General features: G+C 61.2%; 20 protein-coding genes. 12 read left to right on the forward strand and 8 right to left on the reverse strand.

All coding sequences use genetic code 11. From position 1 onward, the window contains the following. Nucleotides 1–46 precede the first annotated feature (46 nt). The 4 genes from SADO_RS16270 (at nt 47) to SADO_RS16285 (ending at nt 4648) form a co-directional block, all read left to right on the forward strand. Nucleotides 47–844, forward strand: coding sequence for a formate/nitrite transporter family protein (locus SADO_RS16270; RefSeq protein WP_353113316.1), 798 nt, complete (start codon nt 47–49; stop codon nt 842–844). A gap of 10 nt (nt 845–854) precedes the next feature. Next, nucleotides 855–1277, forward strand: coding sequence for an alternative ribosome rescue aminoacyl-tRNA hydrolase ArfB (gene arfB / locus SADO_RS16275; protein ID WP_353113318.1), 423 nt, complete (start codon nt 855–857; stop codon nt 1275–1277). A 270-nt stretch (nt 1278–1547) separates the two neighbouring features. Then, nucleotides 1548–3128: a BCCT family transporter gene (locus tag SADO_RS16280; protein ID WP_353113320.1), complete on the forward strand. Its 1581-nt coding sequence runs from the start codon at nt 1548–1550 to the stop codon at nt 3126–3128. A gap of 419 nt (nt 3129–3547) precedes the next feature. Then, nucleotides 3548–4648, forward strand: a complete 1101-nt coding sequence (locus SADO_RS16285; RefSeq protein ID WP_353113322.1) for a diguanylate cyclase — start codon at nt 3548–3550, stop codon at nt 4646–4648. Nucleotides 4649–4745: 97 nt separating this feature from the next. Here the strand turns inward: SADO_RS16285 and SADO_RS16290 are convergent, their stop codons facing one another. From SADO_RS16290 to SADO_RS16305, 4 genes are all read right to left on the reverse strand, one after another. Next, entirely contained in the window at nt 4746–6122 is a 1377-nt protein-coding gene (locus SADO_RS16290; RefSeq protein ID WP_353113324.1) for an NAD-dependent succinate-semialdehyde dehydrogenase, read from the reverse strand. A gap of 206 nt (nt 6123–6328) precedes the next feature. Continuing rightward, a complete protein-coding gene (locus SADO_RS16295; RefSeq protein WP_353113326.1) occupies nt 6329–8932 on the reverse strand; it encodes a sensor domain-containing protein in 2604 nt (867 codons plus the stop codon). Between the two features lie 118 nt (nt 8933–9050). Beyond that, nucleotides 9051–9746, reverse strand: coding sequence for a gamma-glutamylcyclotransferase (locus tag SADO_RS16300; RefSeq protein ID WP_353113328.1), 696 nt, complete (start codon nt 9744–9746; stop codon nt 9051–9053). A gap of 52 nt (nt 9747–9798) precedes the next feature. Then, a complete protein-coding gene (locus tag SADO_RS16305) occupies nt 9799–10266 on the reverse strand; it encodes a GAF domain-containing protein (RefSeq protein ID WP_353113330.1) in 468 nt (155 codons plus the stop codon). Between the two features lie 281 nt (nt 10267–10547). On the opposite strand from SADO_RS16305, the gene SADO_RS16310 reads away from it, so the two are divergent. From SADO_RS16310 to SADO_RS16320, 3 genes are all read left to right on the forward strand, one after another. Then, nucleotides 10548–11189, forward strand: coding sequence for a class I SAM-dependent DNA methyltransferase (locus SADO_RS16310; RefSeq protein ID WP_353113332.1), 642 nt, complete (start codon nt 10548–10550; stop codon nt 11187–11189). Nucleotides 11190–11201: 12 nt separating this feature from the next. After that, nucleotides 11202–11573, forward strand: a complete 372-nt coding sequence (locus SADO_RS16315; protein WP_353113334.1) for a DUF4186 domain-containing protein — start codon at nt 11202–11204, stop codon at nt 11571–11573. A 128-nt stretch (nt 11574–11701) separates the two neighbouring features. Further along, nucleotides 11702–12223: a hypothetical protein gene (locus SADO_RS16320; RefSeq protein WP_353113336.1), complete on the forward strand. Its 522-nt coding sequence runs from the start codon at nt 11702–11704 to the stop codon at nt 12221–12223. Between the two features lie 143 nt (nt 12224–12366). Here SADO_RS16320 and SADO_RS16325 read toward each other — a convergent pair whose 3' ends face one another. Continuing rightward, nucleotides 12367–13965: an isocitrate lyase gene (locus SADO_RS16325; RefSeq protein WP_353113338.1), complete on the reverse strand. Its 1599-nt coding sequence runs from the start codon at nt 13963–13965 to the stop codon at nt 12367–12369. Between the two features lie 358 nt (nt 13966–14323). After that, nucleotides 14324–15166 carry a hypothetical protein gene (locus SADO_RS16330; RefSeq protein ID WP_353113340.1) on the reverse strand — a complete coding sequence of 281 codons (843 nt, stop codon included), beginning with the start codon at nt 15164–15166 and terminating at the stop codon, nt 14324–14326. Nucleotides 15167–15202: 36 nt separating this feature from the next. Here SADO_RS16330 and SADO_RS16335 point away from each other — a divergent pair, with 36 nt between their 5' ends. After that, nucleotides 15203–16030 (forward strand): SDR family NAD(P)-dependent oxidoreductase, encoded by an 828-nt coding sequence (locus SADO_RS16335; protein ID WP_353113342.1) that lies wholly within the window; start codon nt 15203–15205, stop codon nt 16028–16030. Between the two features lie 31 nt (nt 16031–16061). Here SADO_RS16335 and ada read toward each other — a convergent pair whose 3' ends face one another. Further along, nucleotides 16062–17141 carry a bifunctional DNA-binding transcriptional regulator/O6-methylguanine-DNA methyltransferase Ada gene (gene ada / locus SADO_RS16340; protein WP_353113344.1) on the reverse strand — a complete coding sequence of 360 codons (1080 nt, stop codon included), beginning with the start codon at nt 17139–17141 and terminating at the stop codon, nt 16062–16064. Nucleotides 17142–17590: 449 nt separating this feature from the next. Here ada and SADO_RS16345 point away from each other — a divergent pair, with 449 nt between their 5' ends. From SADO_RS16345 to SADO_RS16355, 3 genes are all read left to right on the forward strand, one after another. Continuing rightward, on the forward strand, nt 17591–18262 hold the full coding sequence (locus SADO_RS16345; protein ID WP_353113346.1) for an OmpA family protein: 672 nt from the start codon (nt 17591–17593) through the stop codon (nt 18260–18262). A gap of 256 nt (nt 18263–18518) precedes the next feature. Continuing rightward, nucleotides 18519–20324, forward strand: coding sequence for a putative bifunctional diguanylate cyclase/phosphodiesterase (locus SADO_RS16350; protein ID WP_353113348.1), 1806 nt, complete (start codon nt 18519–18521; stop codon nt 20322–20324). A gap of 139 nt (nt 20325–20463) precedes the next feature. Then, nucleotides 20464–20661 carry a hypothetical protein gene (locus SADO_RS16355; RefSeq protein WP_353113350.1) on the forward strand — a complete coding sequence of 66 codons (198 nt, stop codon included), beginning with the start codon at nt 20464–20466 and terminating at the stop codon, nt 20659–20661. Nucleotides 20662–21520: 859 nt separating this feature from the next. On the opposite strand, the gene SADO_RS16360 is transcribed toward SADO_RS16355, so the two are convergent. Then, nucleotides 21521–21994: a DUF6918 family protein gene (locus SADO_RS16360; RefSeq protein WP_353113352.1), complete on the reverse strand. Its 474-nt coding sequence runs from the start codon at nt 21992–21994 to the stop codon at nt 21521–21523. Between the two features lie 187 nt (nt 21995–22181). Here SADO_RS16360 and SADO_RS16365 point away from each other — a divergent pair, with 187 nt between their 5' ends. Beyond that, nucleotides 22182–22760, forward strand: a complete 579-nt coding sequence (locus SADO_RS16365; protein ID WP_353113354.1) for a DUF2452 domain-containing protein — start codon at nt 22182–22184, stop codon at nt 22758–22760. Nucleotides 22761–22845 lie beyond the last annotated feature (85 nt).

The raw sequence follows: 22845 nt of genomic DNA on the forward strand, positions 1-22845 counted from the left end.
GATGCGATAATCTTGTGCACCGAAACATTCAATAGCGCGCAACTCGATGGCTGACCGAGATAACCGACATCCCACGCCCAATGCCCGCGTTTCCGCTCGTGCGATCTATCAGACCATCCGGCGTGACGGTGAAGAGGAAATGGCGCGGCTGGTGGGTTCGCTGTGGTGGTCGGGCGTGGCGGCCGGCATTGCAGTCTCGACGTCGGTTATTGCCGAGGGGTTGCTTCACGAGACGTTGCCCGACAACGCGTGGCGCCCATCGCTGGAAGCGTTCGGCTATTGCGTAGGCTTCGTGCTTGTCGTGCTCGGCCGCACGCAGTTATTCACCGAGAACACGATTACAGCGGTGCTGCCGCTTATGACTCGTACCAATCGCGAGTCATTCATCTGCATCGCGCGGCTATGGAGCGTGGTATTCATCGCCAACATGGTGGGCACACTGGTCGCGGCGACTTTCACCGATGTCGTGGGTTTTGCAACGCCCGAACAGCTCGCCGCTTTTCACGATGTATCCCGACCGTTGCTGGAAAAAGGCTGGATCGAGACGTTACTGCATGGCATTCCTGCCGGCTTTTTCGTCGCAGCGATGGTCTGGATGCTGCCGAACGCGCGCGGATCGGAAATCTGGGTGATCGTGATTGCGACCTACATGATCGCCCTGGGCGATTTCGCCCATGTTGTGGTCGGCTCCATGGAAGCGTTCCTGCTGCTGCTCGCCGGGGAAGTGCATATTATCGACGCGCTCTGGGGCTGCCTGCTGCCCGCCCTCATCGGCAACGTGCTGGGCGGTACCGTGCTGTTCTCGCTGCTGGCCTATGGCCAAGTACGGCAGGAAATCGATTAGGCTCTCGCGCATGCCTCTAGTCATTTCCAATCAGGTCAGCCTCGCCGATTCCGAGATCGAATGGCACGCCGTGCGTTCCTCCGGCGCAGGCGGCCAGAACGTGAACAAGGTCGCCACGGCGGTGCACCTGCGTTTCGATATCCAGGCGTCGTCGCTACCCGATTTCTACAAGGAACGATTGCTGGCCCGACGCGACCGTCGAATTACCCGCGACGGCGTCATCGTCATCAAGGCACAACAGTTTCGCAGTCAGGACAAGAACCGCGAAGACGCCCTGGCCCGTCTGCAGGCTATCGTGCGCAGCGCGACCGCCGTGGCGCGTCGGCGCAAGCCCACCAAACCGTCGCGGCGCGCCAAGCGCAAGCGCATGGACCATAAGACAAAACGCGGCCGAACCAAGACACTGCGTGGGCGTCCATCGCGCGACGACTAGAGCCCGAAAAACGAGGCCCGCCGAGCCGCTCAGTGACTGCCACGGCGGGCGCGGGATGCGTCGCTTGCGCCGTCCTGTATCATAAGACCATTATTTTGCAGTGCAGCACGTTTGCTGCCACGGGGATCTGCGTCGTCTTCGACGCCACCGCAGCCGATGCTATCGACCGATCACCACACCGGTCGCCGCAAAGCTACGCCTGTACGCCAGGCATGGAGCGCATCGAGCGACACGCGCAGGACATTCCCCGTCCCGCCCGGGAAAACATAGATGAATCAAGCAGCCACGCCTGCCTCTCGCACCTCGACGGTATCCCGTTGGGGCGATCCGATCACGCTCGTACTCAGCGTGGGTTTCGTGCTCCTTTTCATTGGGCTATCGCTCTATGATCTTGAGGGCGTGTCCGACGCGATTTCAATCGGCTTCGCCTGGACCGCCGCGACGCTGGGCACCTATTTCGAACTGCTCTTGCTCGCAACGTTCTTTATCGGCATCGGCGTGGCCTGCACGCCCGCTGCGAATGCGCGCGTCGGCGGTCTCGACGCGCCAGAGCTGAGCACCTTCAAGTGGCTGTCAATCATCATGTGCACCCTGCTTGCAGGCGGCGGCGTGTTCTTTGCCGCTGGCGAGCCGGTCTATCACTTTCTGACAACCCCGCCGGCCTTCGACACCGAAGCCGGCACGGCAGCGGCCGTTTCTGACGCGCTCGCGCAGTCGTTCATGCACTGGGGGTTTCTGGCCTGGGCGATACTGGGTTCGTTGACCGCCGTGGTTCTGGCCCATGCCCATTACGACAAGGGCGAGCCGCTACGTCCGCGTAGTCTGCTGTTGCCCGTACTCGGTAAACGCGTCGTCGATAGTCCCGTCGGCAGCGTGATCGACGCGGTGTGCATCATCGCGGTGGTCGCCGGCACGGTCGGGCCGATCGGCTTTCTCGCCACCCAGGTCAGTTACGGCCTGCACGAAATCTTCGGCTTCGCCGAAGGGCTCCCGACCCAGCTGTCGATTCTTGCCGTGCTCGGCGTGGTTTATGTCACATCAGCGGTGACCGGCATCAATCGCGGCATCCAGACCCTGAGCCGATTCAACGTATTTCTCGCGCTCGCAATCGCGGCCGTGATCTTCGTGTTCGGGCCGACATTGTTCCTTGTGAACACCTACGTCCAGGCCTTCGGCGAGTATCTGAGTTCGTTCTTCACTATGGCCACCATGTCGTCGCAGACGGCGCCGGCCTGGTGGATGAAGTGGTGGACGGTGTTCTTCTTCGCCTGGTTCCTGGGCTACGGCCCGCTTATGGCGATCTTCGTGGCGCGCATATCGCGAGGACGCACGATTCGCCAAATGATCGTCTCGGTGGCGATCTTGGCGCCGATTGCGACGACGCTCTGGTTCACCCTGCTTGGTGGTTCGGGCATCCATTATCAGATGACCGGCGTGTTCGATCTCACCGACGCGCTGGCCAATTTCAAGTTTGACGTCGCCACGCTCACAATCGCCCAGGCCCTGCCGGGCGGTGCCGCCATGGCGCTGGCAATCATGGTGCTGACTTCCATCTTCGTGGCCACCACCGGTGACTCGATGAGTTATGCGATCTCGGTGGTCACGGCCGGCCACGATCAACCCGCGCCTGCCATGCGCGCATTCTGGGGCATCACCATGGCGATCATGGCCGCGATTCTGCTCTACATGGGCCGTGGCCAGATCAGCGCCCTTCAGCAACTGATCGTGATCACCGCTATTCCGGTGTCGTTGGTACTGCTGCCCTCGCTCTGGACCGGGCCGAAAGCCGCCTATGCGATGGCACGCGCCCAGGGCATCGTACCCGCGCGTGCTTCGGGGGTTGCTGACTAGGCGGCCTAAGGCTCGAGCGCCTGCCCGAGCGCAGGCGCTTTTGTCGCGCTACTTTACAAATAAGCAAGGGCTTGAATTAAGAATATAAAAGAAACGATCATTTTTCACACTTTTTCGTTTCGCGCCGCCTGTCGGATTTTTCCTGTTTGAAACCGGCACTTGACCCCATTGCTTCATGTGGCAATGGATTTTTCGGCTCGAAATTCGTATTCCGGACTTGCACGCCGCCGCAAACGCGGTGCTAAAAGTAGACGTCGGGCTTCATGAAAAAGCCGTTGGGGACCGCCATGACGGCATCGACGATCGACGCGCGACAGGTTGAACAGTGTATCGCCCAACGTTGCGATCGGAGTCTGCAATTTCCACCAAATGTGGAACGCGCATACGAGACTTATTCACAGCGCCCTCGTGCGCGATTGATGACGAGCACCGTCATTCCCTCGCTCTTGATATACAACCTGTTCCTCGTTGTAGATTTTCTGTTGCTGCCCGAGACCTTCCTGCTCGCAGTGTTCTGTCATTTAGCAGTGGTCACCCCGTTATTGCTGCTGACAGGTTTCGTGGCGCGCGGCGAACCGCCGCTGCTTGTTCGCGAAACTTTGGCTGCGAGCGTTCCCCTGGCCATGGCCGCTCAGATCCTGTTCATCTATTCGATCAACATCGATCAACCTGCGGCACAGCATTACCAGTATCTGGTACTGGCAGTGATGATTTACGCAAACGTTAATCAGCGACTCGATTTCCGCTTTGCCCTGGCGACTTCGCTGGCACTCATGACGTGCTATATCTGGATCTTGCTGCCTTCAGCCGCGCCGTTCGCCAGCAAGCTCGTCGGCCTGACCGCAATCATCGCCACCTGCTATCTGTCGCTAAATGCGAACTTCCGCATGGAGCGAGATGCACGCCACAGCTTTTTGCGCCGACTGCAGGATCGACTACGGCGCGAGGATGCAGAACTCGCCGCCAATCGCGACCCGCTGACGGGGTTGTCGAATCGCTACCAGTTAGAGAAACAGGTCGAAGCGCTTTACGGCGACGGCACAGGCCAGGACGTGAGCGTGGGCGCGCTTATGGTCGACGTGGATCACTTCAAGGCTTTCAACGACCACTATGGCCATCCAGCCGGCGACACCTGTCTCAAGCGCGTCGCTGGGGCGATCGCAGCACAGCTGCGTAACGACAACGACCTGGCGATTCGCTACGGCGGGGAGGAGTTCCTGATTCTGCTCCACAATGCGTCGCTGGCCGATACAGTCCGTATCGCCGAGCGTCTGCGCCGTACCATCGAGGCCTTCCGCATCCCTCACGTCAATGCCGCAGACCACCGCGACGTCACGGTCAGCGTCGGCGCGATGGCCGGGACGCTCGGTCGCTACCGGATCTCGGAGTTGGTCGACGCCGCGGATGCCGCGCTTTATACCGCTAAGCGCAATGGGCGCAACCGGGTCTCGCCTCCGCTGCTTGCCGACAGCCGCTCGTTGGCGACACTGCCGATATCGCCTTTGCGACCGGTAAGCTGAGGCGTTGTCGCCGAGCACAAAAAAGGCCCGCACCCCACAGGGCACGGGCCTAATTTCATCACTGCGCCAAACGGGCTTCGCCGCTTGGCCAGAGCAATCATTCGATGATCATCACCGTTTTCGCGTTCACGAACTCCTTCATGCCGAAGCCGCCGTGTTCGCGACCGTAGCCGCTGTCCTTCACGCCGCCGAACGGCAGATGCGGCTGGGCGAGACGGTAACCATTGATGTTGACCATACCGGTGTCGAACAGGTTACGGGCGATATCGATGGCACGCTTCTCATCCTTCGAGAAGATGCCGCCGCCCAGGCCATAGCGTGAATCGTTGGCCACGCGCAGGGCTTCGTTTTCGTCCGATACGCGGATCAGCGATGCAACCGGGCCGAACAGTTCCTCGTCGTAGGCCGGCATGCCCGGCTTGAGGTCTTCCAGCACGGTGCTCGGGTAGAAATAGCCCGGGCCATCCGGTATCTCGCCGCCGAACACGCAGGTCGCACCGGCATCGACCGAACGCTTGACCAGATCGTGCAGCGTATCGCGCAGATCGCCACGGGCGATTGGCCCGAGCGTGGTCTTGGGATCGGTCGGGTCGCCGTACTCGATCTGGCGCATCTTCTCGACGAACTTGTCGCGGAATTCCTCGTAGACCGAATCAACCACGATGAAGCGCTTGGCCGCGACACAGGTTTCGCCGTTGTTGTAGACACGCGCCTGGGCGCAAGTTTCGACGGCCTTGTCGATGTCCGCATCCTCGAGTACGAGGTAGGCGTCGTTGCTGCCCAGTTCGAGCACCGACTTTTTCAGGTTTTCTCCGGACTTGGCCGCTACGGCAGCGCCGGCCTTGGGGCTACCCGTGAGCGTCACACCGCGCACGTATTCGTGCTCGATCAGCTGGCCGGTCTGGTCCGCATCGATGAGCAGCGTGCGGAAAACGTTTTCTGGCAGCCCTGCTTCGGCGAAGACCTTCTCGATCTCGAGCGCCGCACCCCAGACGTTGGGCGCGTGCTTCAGTAGTACCGTGTTGCCCGCCATGATGTTGGCGATGCTGTAACGAACAACCTGATAGAACGGGAAGTTCCAGGGCTGAATGCCCAGGATCACGCCGATCGGCTGATAGCTTATCAAGGCGCGACCGCCGTCGAGCGCGCGCTCCTCGTCGGCCAGTTCATCCGCTGCCGTATCGGCGGTGTATTCGCAGATCGCGGCACAGAGCTCGATCTCGTCGCCGCCCTGGGAAATCGGCTTGCCCATCTCCTGGGTCATCAGCGCGGCATAATCATCTTTCTTGGCACGCAGGCGCTTGGCGATTTCTCGCAGGATGTTGCCGCGCTCTTCGAGGCTGGTCGTGCGCCATTGCAGGAAAGCCTCGTGCGAGTCACGCAGCGTTTGCAGCGCCTGTTCGTCGCTGGCGAGATCGTAGGTCGCGATGACCTCTTCAGTTGCCGGATTGATGGTCTGGTGGGTCTGGGCCATGTTGCCACTCCCGTGTGCATTCATGAGAAACAGTTACGCAGTCCTTTGAAAACAAAAACGCCGCCTGCAGGCGGCACGATTTCGCTGCGTCTGGCAACTACTTGGCGGCGGAACGCTGCCCGTTCAAGCCCGACACCAGCGCGGCACGCGCCATCGGCCATAGTTGGCAGTAGTGTGGCCCGAACACCGGACCGCGTCGACGCGCCTCAGAGCGCCTTTCGCACCCGATGGGATCGTACGAGATCGGCGAATGCCGTATGGCTGCCGGGCCGGCTGAAATAGTAGCCCTGCATGTCGTCGCAGTGCTGCTCACGCAGAAAGCTTTGCTGCTCGGCGGTTTCGACGCCCTCGGCAATCACATTGAGGCTCAAGTTCTTGCCCATGGTGATGATCGCGCGGGCAATCGACTGATCAGTGATATTGGAGGACAGGTCTCGAACAAAAGAGCGATCGATCTTGAGGCTGTCGACCGGCAGGTCGCGCAACTGGGTCAGCGAGGAATAGCCGGTTCCGAAATCGTCAATGGATATATAAACGCCCAGCCGCTTGATCTGGGCGAGTAGCTCCAGCGCGCGCCCGACATCGTGCATGACGGCGGTTTCCGTGATCTCGAGTTCCAGCAAGCTCGCCGGCATTCCGGTGCGTTCCAGGACGGATTCGAGGTGAGAGACGAGTTGATGGTCGGCGAACTGCATCGGCGAGAGATTCACTGCCATGCGCAGCGGCGGAATGCCCTGCCGCTGCCAGGCCATGTTCTGTTCACACGCGGTTTGCAGCACCCAGCGGCCGATGGGAATGATCAGGCCAATCTCCTCGGCCAACGGCAGGAACTGTGTTGGCGTGACCTCTCCGAGTTCCGCACTGTGCCAGCGCAACAGCGCCTCAACGCCAATGATCTGCTCGTTCTCCAGGCTGATCTTGGCCTGGTAGGCGAGCTCGAACTCGTCGTGCTCGAGCGCTTGGCGCAAATGATTCTCAAGCTTGATGCGCTTGAGTGATCGACTTTCGAGTTGGGCGGAATAGAACTCGAAAGTATTCTTGCCTTCTTCCTTCGCGCGGTACATGGCCATGTCGGCGTGTTTGAGCAGGCTCGATGCATCGAGCGCATCGTCGGGATAGATCGCGATCCCGATACTGGTGGTGATCCGGTATTCCTGGCCCTGCAACTCAACCGGCTCGAGAATCTTGCTCAGGATAGTGCGCGCAAGCTTGGCGGCGTCCTCCGGCTGCTGGATGTCATTGACCAGAATCACGAATTCATCGCCGCCAATACGCGCGACCATGTCGCTGGCCCGCACTGCGAGCGACAGGCGTTCCGCAATCTGGATCAGTAGCTGATCACCTGCTTCGTGACCGAGCGAGTCGTTGATCGTCTTGAAACGGTCGAGATCGATGAATAGCAGCGCAAAGGATCGCCGATAGCGCCGCGCCGACTCGATCGCCATAGACAACGATTGGTTGAAAAGCGTCCGGTTCGGCAGGTGGGTGAGACTGTCGTGGGTGGCCAGAAACTCGATATGTTTCTCGCCCGCCTTGCGTTGCGCCTCATGCTCGAGATTCTCGAGCGCGAACACCACGTTATCGACCATGCGGTTGAGCAGCCCCACGCCCTCCTCGTCGAAGGCACGCGGGTGATCAGCCGCAAGCAGCATCACCCCGATTGTCTCCCCGGCTTTCACGATGGGGACAGCGGCAGCCGACCGGATGCCCATCTTTGCGCCGACGTTTCGCCACGGCGCGACACGGGGATCCTGCATATAGTCGTCACATATCTGCTGACGACATTCGCGAAAGCACTGGGCGACCAATCCGCGACCCTCGGGATGGCTCGGGTCGAGCGGCACCGTGAGATCGCGAGCCACAGCACCGTTCACACCGGCCGTGGCCGTCACTGTCAGACGGCTGGCGTCTGCCGTCACCCGCATGATGCATGCGATCAGCATACCGCCCCCAGTGAGCGCCGCTTCGCATACCTGCTCGTAAAGATCGTCCGGCGTCGTCGCACGCAGGATCGCTTCATTCGTCGCGCCCAGTGACGCGTACATACGACTCATGCGATCACGTGTGAATTCGGCACGCTTGCGCTTGATGATGTCGTTGACCACGCTCACGATCATCCAACGCCCGTCCACGAGCTGCGCCTGCCGATGCAACTCGACGATCGTTTCCCGCCCGTCATACGTCCGGCTGCGGCTCTCCGTCGTGATGCCCCCGGCCTCGATGACTTCGTCGTATTGGCTGGCAAGCGTTTCGGCGTCCGTGAGCAGCAGTTCGTGCGGCGACATCGTCATAAGTTGGTGGCGATCACAACCGATCAGTTCGCAGGCGCCATCGTTGGCGTAGACAAAGCGCATGCTTTCCCGATCGATGGCGAAAACCATCAGCTGGGTAGTATCGACGGCGGCACGAAGCTGCCTTAATTCGTTGAAGTCTTTTCGCGATGCTGTGACATCCCTGCCAAAGCCGCGTGAGCCTTCAATAAACCCCGCCTCATCGCGAATCGGCTCGGCACTGATGCTTAGATAACAGTCTGGGGCGTTGTCACGTCTCCAAAAGACAATTTCATCTCGCACGCTACGGGTAGTAACGTGGCTCTGTAGCTCCGGCCAGCTCTGACGCCCGTTGGCGCCCATACCTAGATCGGCAGGTGTTTTTTCCAGCCATTCAGCGCGGTCGATCGTGCCGGCGTCGACCGCTTCCCCCTCGACACAGGTGAACCGCCCTGCTCTATCCCGCTCCCAATAGAAATCCGTGACGAGCGCCACCAGGCTGCTTGCATTCGGCAGTTCCGTGTTTAGCCACGTCGGCATGTGATGCCTTCTCCGTGCGCCCAAGGGGCCCGAGTGTTGTTTTTTTTATAGCGTAACGGTTGGCGTGCGCCAGCACACTCTCCTGGAATTATCGGCAATAGCCTACTGAACCTTAGGCCTAGCGCCAGCGGGTGACGCGCGCACGCAAGGCCTCGAGCCGGCTGTCATGAATGCCCTCCGCCTCGAGATGCGCGACAGTATTGACGAGATAATCAGCACTCGAACCGAGCATCCCATGCCCTGTAGCCAAAAGCCGCACGACTTCCGGATCGTCGAGTTGGCAATGACAACGGTGCGTCGGATCGACGACAAACGCGATCGCTGTGACAGGGCCGTCGGCCGTGCGCAGCGAAAGCCAGCGCGGCTTGTAGACGCCGGTGAGCATTTCACGACGCCAGACCATCAGCAGCTCGTGATCGAGGTCGTTGTCCGGGAGTCGTAGCGCCATGCCACGACAGGAGCCGCCCGGCACGAGGCCCAGCATCAACCCGGGCGCTTCGGGCGAGCCACGCCCGTAATCCAGTTGGAGCCGAAAATCCCGGTGAAAGCCGTAGAGCCGTGCACGGCGCGCTTCGGCGACCGCAACGCAGGGGTTCCACAGCAACGAACCGTAGGCGAATACCCAGACGCCTGTCGTGTCCTGTGCAGGACAAAGTGCCCTCGTTTCAGCGATCGACGCACGCAGCTGTGCATCCGAGGCCAGCGGCACATCCGGGTGCCTCATCTGAAGCGCAGCACGAATGCCGTCGCGTTCGAGCACGGAGCGGGTGATACCGCTCGACAGGTCCCCCGGGCCGCTGGCTTCTTCGTTCACTGTGCGCCGCGTCGCCATGTAACGGTCACATCGGCGCGCACCTCCGGCGGTCTCATGCCGCGATTGCCTCGATATCGCTGGCCTCGAGAAAAACCGCACACAGCCCCTCGATCATCGTCTGGTCCTCGAATGAGAAGCGCGCCGGTTGCGGGCTGTCGAGATCGAGAACGCCCCAGAGTTGATCGCCCACAACCAGCGGCACGACCAGTTCCGAACGCGAGGCAGCGTCGCAGGCGATATGGTCGGGCACCGCATGCACATCGTCGACGCGCTGCGTTTGCCGTGTTCGCGCGGCGACCCCGCACACACCCTGGTCGAAAGGAATCGGATTGCAGGCCGGCAACCCCTGGAACGGCCCGAGCGCAAGCGTCCGCGGCTGGCGCTGCAGATAGAAGCCGACCCAGTTCAGCTCGTCGATCTGTTGCTTGATGAAAGCGCAGGTCTGGGCTGCATTGGTCAGCCAGTCGCGCGTATCCAGTAGCGCTGCCAGTTGGCGTCGGTGCATCGTGGCGTTCGTCATGGCGCGTGTCGTGTTCTGGGTTACATGTAAAAAAGCAGTCGCCGGGTGGCGTACCGGCACGCCAGGTCACGCTTCGCATCGCCGCCCGGAGACTGTTTCAAGACCATACAAGTCCTCTGACGGGCTGGCTATGCCAAGGCGAGCGCGAGCCGATCCACGCATTACGCAGATGCGTGAGCTCACCGTTCAGCGGGTCAGAGATGCCCATCGCACCTTGCAGGCAAGTCTATATTTCATAAGCTGGTCAATTGCTCGAATTACGCGGGAGACGATCAACGCCAATGACCGAATCGAACACGAATACCAGCCTGCACGCGCTGCGTAGCGCCAGCACTGACGAGATCGGCAGCTATTACGACCAATGGGCGGCCGGCTACGATACGGATCTGGCTGCTTTCGGCTATCAGGCGCCGCAATGGGTCGCGCGCCATATCGCCGAAGCAGGCGTCACGCTGAACGCCCCGATTCTGGATGCCGGTTGTGGCACCGGCCTCACGGGGCAGGCGTTGCATGCGCTGGGCTACGACAAAATCAGCGGCGCTGATATTTCTGAAGAATCACTCGCGATCGCCCGTACCAAAGCCTGCTACGGCACGCTCCAGCGCCAGGACCTGGATCAGCCGCTGGCCTTCGAGGACAACGCCTTCGCCGCAATCGCCTGCGTCGGCACGCTGACCTACGTGAAGAATCCACGTGACCTCATGGCGTCGTTCTGCCGTGTCGGTCAGCCGGGCGCGCTGGTCGTCTTCACCCAACGCGACGACTGTTACGACGCGGCATTCGCAGCCGCACTCGACTCACAGGTTCAGGCCGGGCGCTGGCGATGCCGGGCGCATACCGGCCCCCACGCCTACCTGCCCGATCATCCGGAATACGGACAGGACAGCGCGATCTATCTGGATATCTACGAAGTGCTCGACTGAGCCAATCGCATCATGCGAGACCTCGACAACCTGTTTGCCGGTCTGGCGCGCTCGCGTTTTCGTAGCCGCTTCAAGCTCGGCCGGCGCGAAGCGGCATATCTGGAAAAACGCGGCCTTAAAACGGTGCGCGAGCACGCCGATAAATTCGTCGCCGAGCGGCTCGCGCCGGCACACCCTACAAACGACGGCCGCCAGACTCCGATGCGCAATCACCCGGTATTCATCGCTCAGCATGCAACCGGCACCTGCTGCCGCGGTTGCCTGGCGCGCTGGCATGGGCTGCCCCGTGACGTCGAGCTGACTGGACAGGAGCAGCAATACGTCGTGGACGTGATCGAGCGTTGGCTGCGCGGTCAGGCGCGCGCTGGCGCCGATAGCCAATAGCCCTCGCCCGGCAACGCCCCGGAAGCACGGCCAATCAAGCGGGCCCGACAATTGTCGCCTGCCATCCATACGGTGGTCGTGCGAAAGTAGGGGTACACGCATGTTCTGAAATCGACAAGGAGTACGTCATGACGCTGGACCCCGACCTGCAAGCCCTAAGCGACAAGATCGACGGCCTGAGCGGGCTTGGCGACAAGGCGCACTTCTCGCCGGCACAGCAAGGCCTGCTCAACGACGCACTCGATCGCTCCCAGAAAGAGCGCCAGCATGGTGCGCCGCCGGCCAGTCACTTCCGCCAGGAACTCGATTTCTTCGTGGTCTGTCTCGGTTATGGCCTCGTCGCCTTTGCCGCGCTGGTGATGTTGCGCTGGTCCAGCGAGGCACCACTGGGCGGTCCCGGCGTATTCGGCCTGGCCTTTCTCGCCGGTGTAAGCGGCGCACTGTTCCGCGATTTCTATGCCCGCCCGAAGAGCACCCATGCCCGCGGGCTCGTGCTCGTACTGTCGGGATTCGTGGTGCTGGCAGCCTTGATCGCGCTGACCGCGGCGCATGCCATCGGCGGCGTACTCGGCATCGTGCTTGGTGCGATTTTCTTCCGGGCCATCGAACGTCGACGCAGCAGTACGGCAGCCCCCGTGACGGATTCCTAGGCCGACTAAAGATCATGGGTATGCGCGGCGTACCCGGCCCGTCCCAAACCAACCACGCATAAAAAAGGCGGAGCCATTGGCTCCGCCTTTTTCGTGTTCGCGGCCGCGGCCGCGAATCGGACAATGATGTCCCGTCGCGGCGTCTAGCCGAACTGGTTCATCGTGTTGTCCTTGCCACCAGCCTTCAGCGCGCTTTCACGCGAGAAGAATTCCTTGTGGTCATCACCGATGTTGGAACCGGCCATGTCCTGGTGCTTCACGGTGGCGATGCCTTCACGCAGTTCCTTGCGCTGCACACCCTTCACGTAGGCAAGCATGCCTTCATCACCGAAGTAGCCCTTGGAGAGCTGATCGGTCGACAGGGCCGCCGTGTGGTAGGTCGGCAACGTGATCAGGTGATGGAAGATACCGGCCTTGGCGGCGCCTTCCTTCTGGAAATCACGCGTCCATTCGTCGGCAACCTGACCCAACTCGGTGTCGTCGTACTTGACGTCCATGAGGTTGTCGCGATCGTAGGCCGAAACGTCCTTGCCTTCCTCGGACCACGCGTCGTAGACCTGCTGGCGGAAGTTGAGCGTCCAGTTGAACGACGGGCTGTTGTTATAGACCAGCTTGGCGTTCGGCACTTCCTCGCGGATACGGTCGACCATGCCCGCGATCTGCTTCACGTGCGGCTTCTCGGTCTCGATCCAGAGCAGATCGGCACCGTTCTGCAGGCTGGCGATGCAATCCATGACCACACGGTCTTCGCCGGTGCCCTTGCGGAACTCGAACAGACCGGAGGCCAGACGCTGCAGGCGCACGAGCTTGCCGCTCTGCTTGATCACGACGTCGTTCGGATTGATTTCCGAAGCGTCCTTGATCTCTTCGCCAGCGATGAAGCTGTTGTACTGGTCGCCCAGGTCGCCCGGCTCGTTGGAGACCGCGATCTGCTGGGTCAGGCCCGCACCCAGGCTGTCGGTACGGGCGACGATGATGCCGTCGTCCACACCCATTTCCAGGAACGCATAGCGCACGGCGTTGATCTTGGCCAGGAATTGCGAATGCGGAACCGTGACCTTGCCGTCCTGATGGCCGCACTGCTTGACGTCCGAAACCTGATTCTCCAGCTGGATCGCGCAGGCGCCCGCCTCGATCATCTTCTTGGCCAGCAGGTAGGTGGCCTCTTCGTTGCCGAAACCGGCATCGATATCGGCGATGATCGGAATGACGTGGGTCTCGAAGTTGTCGATCTTCTCCTGCGCCTTCTTGGCCGCGACGTCGTCGCCGGCTTCCTTGGCTTCTTCCAGGTCACGGAAGTAGTGGTTCAGTTCCCACGCGTCGGCCTGCTTGAGGAAGGTGTACAGCTCTTCGATCAGCATCGGCACGGTGGTCTTCTCGTGCATGGACTGATCCGGCAGCGGGCCGAACTCGGAGCGCAGCGCTGCAACCATCCAGCCGGACAGATACAGATAGCTCTTCTTCATGGTGCCGAAGTGCTTCTTGATCGAGATGGCCTTCTGCTGACCGATGAAGCCGTGCCAGCAACCCAGCGACTGGGTGTACTGCGACGAGTCCTTGTCGTAGGCGGCCATGTCTTCGCGCATGATCTTCGCCGTGTACTTCGCGATGTCCAGGCCCGTGTGGAAGCGGTTCTGAGCGCGCATGCGCGCAGCATGTTCCGGGTTGATGGCAGCCCAGGCGCTACCCTGCGCCTGGCGCAGCGACGCGATGGCATCAACGTCGTTGGAATACTGGGACATGGTCAATCCTCTCGCTATGAATGTGGATACCGATACCCACGACAGCCTGCCACGTCGGCACCCCGATCTGTCGTAACGTTCGGTTGCCGCGCATTCTAGGCATCCCTCGCGAATACGAACAGTCAATATCGGTGATATCGGACATTCATCGCGTGAATGTTAGTAAGCATCGACACCATGTGATGGCGCTAGCGTTATTCCGTAGTCCTTCGCGCCGCCTTACTAGAGCGGTCAGGCGTCGTGAACTCCCGGCTGGCACCCATGCAAAAGTCGGCCACCGAGAGGCGATAGATGACATCAAGTCCACGGACTCGCTGACAATGCGCCGCTCATGCCCGTCATCACGCTATTAGAGCCATCATTTAACGACGACATAGCGCGCATCAGCGACGCAATAAGCCTCGCGCCATGGCTTGAGGCGCCGGTACTCGGCTCCGCGCACGCGATTCATCTGCTCTTGCAGGCTGAGGCATTTGCCGTGCAGCCGTTTTTTCTCCGCAGCGCGACAACGGCGATAGCGGATCGACCCGTAACCGAACGGTTCGCAGTTCCGAATGACTACCGAAACGCCGGGCGTCGACTGATGCCGCTGGGCGTGGGGTGCGCCGGGTTTACGAATCATCACTTGGGTCGAGCGGCCGATTGATGCCGCGTAGCGCTGCATGTCCCCGCAGGCGCTGGCCTGCAAACCCCAGTGCTGCCCCTGCGTGTTCTGTTCCGTCCAGTAGCGACAAGTCTTCTCTAGTGCGGCAAGGCGGGCCCGCTGCTCGTCGCGGGATCCCGTCGCCGAGAATCCGCGGGGCTGCGACCGGTAGGCCGACATGGCTGGCGCGTTGGACCGCATCACGGCCGGCGCAGATGGCTGCGCGCGTAACGCCGGTCGCGGCGCCTCCTGAGCTTCTGCGCGCAGAGACTCGTCGCGCCATCGTGTATCCGAGCCCGCCATATAGAACAGCCCCGCCAACACGCTCACCACGAGTACTACGGCCATGATAGCGGGCTCCAGCATTCCCTCTCCGGCCGCATGACGACGTTTCATCGCTACACTCCAGGCGATGCTGAACACTTCCAAGTTTTCGGCGAAGACGAGCGATTCTTTATCCCAGCTCAGCGACCGATCGCACGACGCCCGCCCTTTTTGTAGCCAGAAATTACGACGATAGGCCGGAAACTCGCGGTGTGGTGCAATGAGTCCAGTCATCGCCCAGGCGACGCAAAAAAAGGCAGCCCCAACTCCATGGCAAAACAAGCGCGTTACTACCAAGACAAGATCGCCGTCGTCACCGGTGCCGGCTCGGGCATCGGCCGTGCGATCGCACAGCGGCTCGCGACCCATGGGGCGCGCGTTCACTGCGCGGATATCGACGGCGAGGCGGCGCAGTCGGTCGCTGCGGGCCTGTCGAACGCCCAGGCCTATACGCTCGACGTGGCAGACAGCGACGCGGTCGCGGCGTTTGCCGCCGAGATCTATGCCTCGGATGGGCGCGTCGATCTGTTGTTCAACAACGCGGGTATCGGCCATGCCGGGTTGATCGCGGATAGTGAATTGGACGATTGGCGCCGCCAGCTGGACATCAACGTGATGGGCGTCGTACACGGCCTGCACGCTTTCCTGCCGCGAATGCAGGCGCAACCCGGCACTTCACACATCATCAATACGGCCTCGGCGGCCGGCCTGATCGCACTGCCCCGCATGGCGCCCTACTGTGCGGCCAAACACGCGGTCGTCGGGCTGTCGCAGTCGCTCGCGGCGGAACTGCACGATAGCCCGATCGGCGTGACGATCCTGTGCCCCGGCACCATCAACACGGCCATCGTCGAGCGCACGCAGATGCGCGGCAACGCGCTGAAGAACCAGGCGCGTGCGGTATCGCATTACGCAAGAAAAGGCGCTTCGCCCGATCAGGTTGCAGAAGACGTACTGCACGATGTCCGCAAGGGCCGGTTGTTCTGTGTCACACCGCGCAGCGAGGTCGGCCTCGGCTGGTTGGCGCAACGGATTTCACCGGCCTTCACCCACCGGTTACTGCGTCATCGCATTCGCGCACTGCTCGGCGCGCCATGACACACCGTTCGCGGACAGCGACCGTAATCAGTCAGCGTGAGCCCTCACGCGCCAGAATCGCGCGCTTGCGCTCGACGCCCCAGCGATAGCCCGACAGGCTGCCGTCGGTACGTACCACCCGATGGCAGGGAATCGCCAGCGCCAGATGGTTCGCGCCGCAGACGCCGGCCACGGCACGAACCGCTTTCGGCGCATCGATACGCCGGGCGATCTCGGCGTAGCTGGCAGTCTCGCCGACCGGTATCGCGCAGAGCGCCTGCCAGACGCGCTGCTGAAAGACTGTGCCCTGGATATCGAGCGGCAGATCCAACCCGGCTGTCGGCGTTTCGACAAAACCAATTACCTGCGCCACGTGGCGCTCGAACAACGTATCTGCACCGATCAGTTCTGCATGCGGAAATCGAGCCTGCAGGGCTTCAACGAGCGGTTCGGGCGTGTCACCTAGCGTAATGGCACATACGCCGCGCTCGGTTCCGGCTACGAGAACCGAGCCGAGCGTGCACTCACCCACCGCAAAGCGGATCGACTCATCCGCCCCGCCCGCGCGATACGCCCGGGCCGGCATGCCCAGCGCCCTATCCGCGTTGCCACTGAAGTGTCCACTGGAACTGTAGCCGGCGGCAAAGAGTGCGTCCGTCACCGGCGCGCCGCTTTCCAGCGCCTCACGCAAGCGTCCCTCTCGCCAGGCACGCGCGTACTGGTGCGGGGTAAGCCCGGTGGCGCGCTTGAAAAGACGCTGAAAATGATAGGCGCTGACACCCGCGGCGGCCGCGATATCGTCGAGAGCTGGGATCGTCTCGCTGGTCTCGATCAGACGGCAGGCGCGCACCACTCTGGCAATATCGGCCTGCGCGCCCGAACGTTCGCTCGGGCGACAGCGCTTGCAGGGCCGATAGCCAGCCTGCTCTGCGTCCTCGGCCGAGGCATGAAAGACCACGTTCTTGCGCCGCGGCAGGCGCGAGCGGCAGCTCGGCCGGCAGTAGATTCCGGTCGTCCGAACGGCGTAGACGAAGCTGCCGTCGGCTGCCGCATCATCGTCCACCACAGCTCGCCAGCGAGCTGCCTGCGTGGCCGCGTCAACTGTGTTGCCCTGTTCGCTGTTTTCGTTCATCGGCTCACCCGGTCGGTGGACTGCAGGGGCCCAGCATAATTCCAGACGGCGCCGCCTGGCGCTCGGAATATTGCGGTTTCATTCACCCCCATCAAAGTGAACACACGGCGCCTGTCTCCGGGCGAACGCGAGCGAGGCGAATTGTTGGCAGATTACGCCATGATCTTCGTATGCATCGAGACTGATCCGCCTACGTGCGTGTGTCTGCTCACTCTGTATCGAACGTCGGCGCCGCAACGTATATCGTCGATCGCAGGCCCCAGAGACAAAGATTGCCGGCCCAATGGTTATCGTGATATTCCAACGAAAGCGGTCTGTATGGCGAAGACCGCGCCGTCGGCCACGATTTCATGACAAAGAGCGGGTCGAGGGGGGAGCAAATCGCGTTCCGGTGGCAATACCGCCATCGGCGCTATCGCAGAATAATCAGAAAATATGAGGAGAGTGCGATGAAGGAGCTTCAGAATGGGTGCCGCCTGGCCATCGCGGGCGTTGCTGCGCTTGCGCTGTTCGGTTGTGCTTCCAGCCCCGACACGGCCGAGTCCGAACCCGGCTATTACGTCACCAACCCCGACGGCGAAGTCTACAAGGACGCGGCCGGCAACTGCTGGCACGCGCCAAATGTCGAAAAGAACGAGATGCGTGAAGAATGCGGTGACCAGGTCGCACAAACCGACGGCGATGACGACGGCGACGGTGTGCCCAATTCGCGCGATCGCTGCCCGGGTACGCCAATGGGCACACAGGTCGACGCACGCGGCTGCCCGATCGAGAAACAGGCGCCGATCGTGCTGAAGGGTGTGACCTTCGAGTTCGATTCCGCACGGCTTACCGCACAGGCTGAAAGCCGGCTCGATAATGTGGCCGAGGCGCTGCAGTCGTCTGAGTCCATGCAGGTCCGCGTGTCCGGACATACCGACAGCACCGGTTCCGATGCCTACAACGAAACGTTGTCGCAGAACCGTGCCGATTCGGTGAAGCGCTATCTCGTCAACGAAGGGATCGACGGCTCGCGCATGACCACGCGCGGCTATGGCGAAAGTCGCCCTGTGGCCACCAACGAAACTGCGGCGGGCCGAGCCCAGAACCGGCGGGTGGAACTGGATGTGATGGGACAGTAATCGTCGGCCGCGGCGGCAAAATGGCCTGACATGCCTTTGGCGTGTCGGGCTTTTTTTATTCGAAGCGTAAAGTTACGAGCAATACATGCCGGACAGTCGCGAGCGTTTTTGTGCAAACGTTCAGTTTTCGTGCACGGGGCCGATTCTTGTAGAGGCCGGGTGCGAAATGGAGAGGTCGGCCGCGTCGCCGAATTACGCACCGCGAGACACCGCCTGTCGATAGTCCACGGGCTGCAACTCACGCAACTCGACCCGTATGATGAAATCCCTGCGTATCCCGACGAATGAAGATGAGCGGCTCGAGGCACTGCGTCGCTCCGACCTGCTGAATCTACCGCGGGACGCCATTTTCGATCGTATCTCGCAGCTCGCCGCTCGATTGCTGGACATGCCGATCGCGTCGGTCACGCTGATCGATGAGTCCAAGCAATGGTTCAAGTCGGCGGTCGGCGTCGATATCGAACAGGTACCGCGTGACGCTTCGTTTTGCACGCACGCCATCCATGCTGATGTCGACACGGTAGCCCACGACACAACGCAGGATGCCCGCTTTGCGACGAATCCGTTCGTCGCGGGCGAGCCGCATGTCCGCTTCTATGCGGGCGCGCCGCTACGCTCCGCCGAAGGCTATAGTCTCGGCACGCTCTGCGTGCTCGATACAAAACCGCGTCACGACTTCCAGGACGCCGAACTCAAGACGCTCCACGAACTCGCGGATATCTTGTCCTCCTGGATCAAGCTCCGCGACTCGGCCGGCTATCTAGACGCAAGCACCGGCGTCTTTACCCGTCGACGCATGATCGAACAAATCGCTCGCGAACTGAAGCAGGCCGACAAACAGCCATCCGCGGCCGTACGCCTGGTCGGCATCGCCGACGTCGCCCTACCCAAACAGATGCACGACCTCAGCCAGGTCATGGGGCACGAACAGACCGAAAAATTCGTCATCGAATGCATCGATCGCCTATCGAGCGCGATCGGCATCGAGCACGATCTCTACCGTATCGGACTTTATCGCTTCGGCTTCTTTCTGAGCGGCTCGATCGGCGCGGGCGTGCAGCGCAAGTTGAATGCCCTGGTCAAGAAACTTCACGAACCCTTCGACTCCGGCGTGGGCGTGCTGCTGGCCCCCAGCGCCACCCTCGGCGTGACCGCCATAACTGCGCGTTCGAGCGAGACAGCTGAAGAAGTCCTTCGCCAAGCATCGGTGGCAGCCGACGACGCATGGGGCAGCAGCCGTTACTGGGCGTTCTACGAACCGCAAAGCGATGCGCTTCGAGCACGCAAGTTACGCCTGCTCACGGATCTGCCCGACGCTCTCGCGGGGAGCGAACAGCTGTATCTCGTCTACCAGCCAAAAATCGATCTAGCCACGGGCGCCTGTGTTGGCGTCGAAGCCCTCCTGCGCTGGGAACACCCCACGCTGGGCCCGGTTTCCCCGATCGAGCTGATCGACGCTGCAGAAAAAACGGCGCTCATGCGTCCGCTGACCAACTGGGTGATCGATGCCGCGCTTTCTCAACGCATCGCATGGCAAGAACAAGGCCTCACACTGCAGATCGCGGTCAACCTTTCGGCCTACGATCTGGCAGACGACAATATTGTTAACCGCGTGTGCCAGGGCCTGGAAAAGCACGGCCTGCCCGGTGAAAGTCTCGAGCTCGAGTTCACCGAAAGCACGCTGATCCGCGACCTGGATGCCGTGATACCCAAGCTCGAGCAACTACACGCCTTCGGCGTTTCAACCGCTATAGACGACTTCGGCACGGGTTACTGCAACCTCTCTTACCTGCTCAAACTCAACGTGAGCAAGATCAAGATCGACCGCCGCTTCGTGCAGGCCCTGGAAGAGCATTCCCGAGGCAAGACGCTCATCCGGGCAATCATACGACTCGCGCAAGACCTCGACTATCGGATCGTCGTAGAAGGCGTGGAGAACGAAAGCACGGTCGGCCAGCTGATCGAATGGGGCTGCGAGCAGGCCCAAGGCTATCTGTTCAGCAAACCGCTGCGTGCGGATGCGTTAAGCGCGTGGGTAGCGGCTCGGGGCGTCGCCAATTAGATGACAGGTTCAGCCTAAGACGTTTGCAAGCCCGAAGCGTTGAGGCGACGCGGAGACGCTGAATGCAGCCAACCCGCGAGCCAGCGAGCCATGCACCGCTACTCGACGCAACCTCGCTGCGATCCGCAAGGCCAGGTTCTTGGCAAAAACCTCCAGCTTTTCCACCGGCAGTGCCTATTCACTCAAGGCCCGGCTGGCTAAGCGGTTCTTCGTCCCGGCTCGCGACCGCTCCTCTCCGCTCATGGCTCTGCGTCCGGTTTGGCGTTTGCTCGTCAAGACGAGCGCGCTGTTGCAGGTCACGGCGACCAAGCCACGCGGATACGACCAGCAAGCATAAACCGAGTATCGATACGCCCAGAACCGACCCCACCCCCAGACTCATAGTGCTCCTTGCGCGGCGTCTGATTACTGAGCTCTATATCGGCTGAATTGTCTGCCAATCAATAGCTTCGGCCCAATATTCCGGCGAGTGTGCCCAGCTACATTCGTGCGTCTGACGCGGCAAACGAGCGTTTACCTATTGGCGCGACAGCCGGCCCAAGTCTGACCGCACTTATGTCGGCAAAAGACACCGCGACTTACAACCGAACCAACGGCCCACGCAGATATCTCCCGCGCTGTTGAAAGCGAATTCGCAGAGCCCATTTATTTGCATGTAGCACGAAATATATTATTCGAGGAAAACGATATGTTCTTTACTCACAGCAAAATGAAAAATGCTCTGTCGATCGTTGCACTATCCATAGCACTCTCATCCGCGGGCGCCGGCGTCGCCAGTGCGGCAAGTCCTGCGGCCAGCGCATCGCAGGGCACGTCGGCACACGCCAACACGGTTTCGCCGCGCGGCGTGTATAGCGCGCATGCAACGACCAAAGCGGAGCGGGCACACTCCCTCACGAGCGACCGCACTGATCAAGGCCATTCGACTGCGGCCAACAGCGCAGCCTCGGCCGCAGGTGCAGGACCGCAAACGGCCAGCGACTACGCGCAATAGAACCCCGGCGCTTGATACCGGCGCAGTGCCGCTTCGCGCGGTGCTGCGCTTTCATGCTGATTGCCGCTACGGTTATGCGGAATCGAACCGGCCTTTGAACGCCCGTTACTGACGTCCGCGGCAATTTTCTTGCCGCGGCATGCGGATCCGCGTCAGTCGCGCCAATAGTCCGCTGAACCCCTCCGAGCGGACACATTTTTCGCTATGCGGAAGACTTCAAATGGCGCTCGATAATGCTCGCCAACGGTGGCACCGCTGACACGATCTCGCGTTTCGCACGCCCACGTACCCGCCCGTAAGCGGAACGTATCGTACCGTTCTGTACGCTTTCTGCGCGCTGGTCGGCCACATGGAGAATCGCATCGGCCACCTGAACATCGTGCGCATTAAGATGGGCCCCGAAACCCGTGGCGTCCGCATTATTCGCGCGATGTTCGCTATACAGCGGCTCGAGCTCATGCAACAAGTCCGGCATCTGTTCTCGTACCGTGCGCTCGAGAATGTTTGGCTTGATCTTTTCAACCACACCGAACGCGGTCCGCAGCGTGATACCCCGGCGCTTGACTTCCGATCTCACCAGCTTCGTACAGTCGCCGACAAAAGGCTCGAAGACCGACGAGGCAAGCAATCGCCCCGAAAGTGTGTCTGCGTTGGAATCGCTGTCTGATATGGCCATGCCTGTAACTCTGAAGTGGGCGTAAAGTCGCTCAGGCTACCCAAGACGAATGAATACTGCCTGACATAAACGCGCTATCGCCGTGCCTCTGCGCGCCATCGCGTGCCAACTTGGCTGAAACCTCGCCTAGCGTCGCCTAAGCTGAGCCCCGATGAACGATAAATAAGCTGGTAACTGTAGAGCCGTCATGAGCAAGAATCCGAATCCTCAAGGCAAAGGCGGCTCGGTGGTCCTCGCCACGCTCTCGGAACAACGGGCCGGCGCCCTCGCCGTGCCGCCCAAGCAGATCGATCAGGTCACCACCGAGCTGTTCACGTCGTTATTCGTGCTCGAAAGCCGATTCCGCTTCAAGCCGGTGCCGGGGAAACACTACTTCCTCTACGGGGCGGACGAGCAATTCTGGATGGGTCTCACGCCGCCGCGAATGCTCGGCGAATCGGTGGCTGGGCGCTTCATCGGTACCTGCGTGCTCCGCAACGACATGACCTGGACGCTGGAACTCAGCGACGCCATGGCTGCCGATTCAGACTTCCTTGCTTATCTGGAACAAAAACGGGCCGCATTCGAACAGAGACTGCAGGACGCCGAGACGGTGGACGACGTGCTGCCCGTCTATCAACGCGGCTTCGACTTCTATCGGCGCGCTTCCGCCTTCGCGGTGGCCCATTCGCTGGGGCGGTCGATGACTCAGGCCGGCATCAGTGGCCTGTCGTACGAGCAGGCCCAAGGCCTTCTCACGAATGGATCCCGCAGCGATGCTGAGTGATGCGCAGGCGGTGGGCCTGAAAGGTCGACCGTAATTGCCGCCCGCTAAACCTGACTGCTGAAACGCGTCCCGTCAGGTTCTCACC

It is taken from the genome of Salinisphaera dokdonensis CL-ES53, assembly GCF_040361215.1.
GTDB classification, from domain to species: Bacteria; Pseudomonadota; Gammaproteobacteria; order Nevskiales; family Salinisphaeraceae; genus Salinisphaera; species Salinisphaera dokdonensis.

Coding starts and splice junctions, on each gene's coding strand:
- ada (WP_353113344.1), bottom strand. CDS start 17,141: ATGAACGAAAACAGCGAACAGGGCAACACAGTTGACGCGGCCACGCAG.
- SADO_RS16280 (WP_353113320.1), top strand. CDS start 1,548: ATGAATCAAGCAGCCACGCCTGCCTCTCGCACCTCGACGGTATCCCGT.
- SADO_RS16365 (WP_353113354.1), top strand. CDS start 22,182: ATGAGCAAGAATCCGAATCCTCAAGGCAAAGGCGGCTCGGTGGTCCTC.
- SADO_RS16310 (WP_353113332.1), top strand. CDS start 10,548: ATGACCGAATCGAACACGAATACCAGCCTGCACGCGCTGCGTAGCGCC.
- SADO_RS16360 (WP_353113352.1), bottom strand. CDS start 21,994: ATGGCCATATCAGACAGCGATTCCAACGCAGACACACTTTCGGGGCGA.
- SADO_RS16350 (WP_353113348.1), top strand. CDS start 18,519: ATGATGAAATCCCTGCGTATCCCGACGAATGAAGATGAGCGGCTCGAG.
- SADO_RS16285 (WP_353113322.1), top strand. CDS start 3,548: ATGACGAGCACCGTCATTCCCTCGCTCTTGATATACAACCTGTTCCTC.
- SADO_RS16295 (WP_353113326.1), bottom strand. CDS start 8,932: ATGCCGACGTGGCTAAACACGGAACTGCCGAATGCAAGCAGCCTGGTG.
- SADO_RS16305 (WP_353113330.1), bottom strand. CDS start 10,266: ATGACGAACGCCACGATGCACCGACGCCAACTGGCAGCGCTACTGGAT.
- SADO_RS16290 (WP_353113324.1), bottom strand. CDS start 6,122: ATGGCCCAGACCCACCAGACCATCAATCCGGCAACTGAAGAGGTCATC.
- arfB (WP_353113318.1), top strand. CDS start 855: ATGCCTCTAGTCATTTCCAATCAGGTCAGCCTCGCCGATTCCGAGATC.
- SADO_RS16270 (WP_353113316.1), top strand. CDS start 47: ATGGCTGACCGAGATAACCGACATCCCACGCCCAATGCCCGCGTTTCC.
- SADO_RS16330 (WP_353113340.1), bottom strand. CDS start 15,166: ATGACTGGACTCATTGCACCACACCGCGAGTTTCCGGCCTATCGTCGT.
- SADO_RS16320 (WP_353113336.1), top strand. CDS start 11,702: ATGACGCTGGACCCCGACCTGCAAGCCCTAAGCGACAAGATCGACGGC.
- SADO_RS16335 (WP_353113342.1), top strand. CDS start 15,203: ATGGCAAAACAAGCGCGTTACTACCAAGACAAGATCGCCGTCGTCACC.
- SADO_RS16315 (WP_353113334.1), top strand. CDS start 11,202: ATGCGAGACCTCGACAACCTGTTTGCCGGTCTGGCGCGCTCGCGTTTT.
- SADO_RS16325 (WP_353113338.1), bottom strand. CDS start 13,965: ATGTCCCAGTATTCCAACGACGTTGATGCCATCGCGTCGCTGCGCCAG.
- SADO_RS16345 (WP_353113346.1), top strand. CDS start 17,591: ATGAAGGAGCTTCAGAATGGGTGCCGCCTGGCCATCGCGGGCGTTGCT.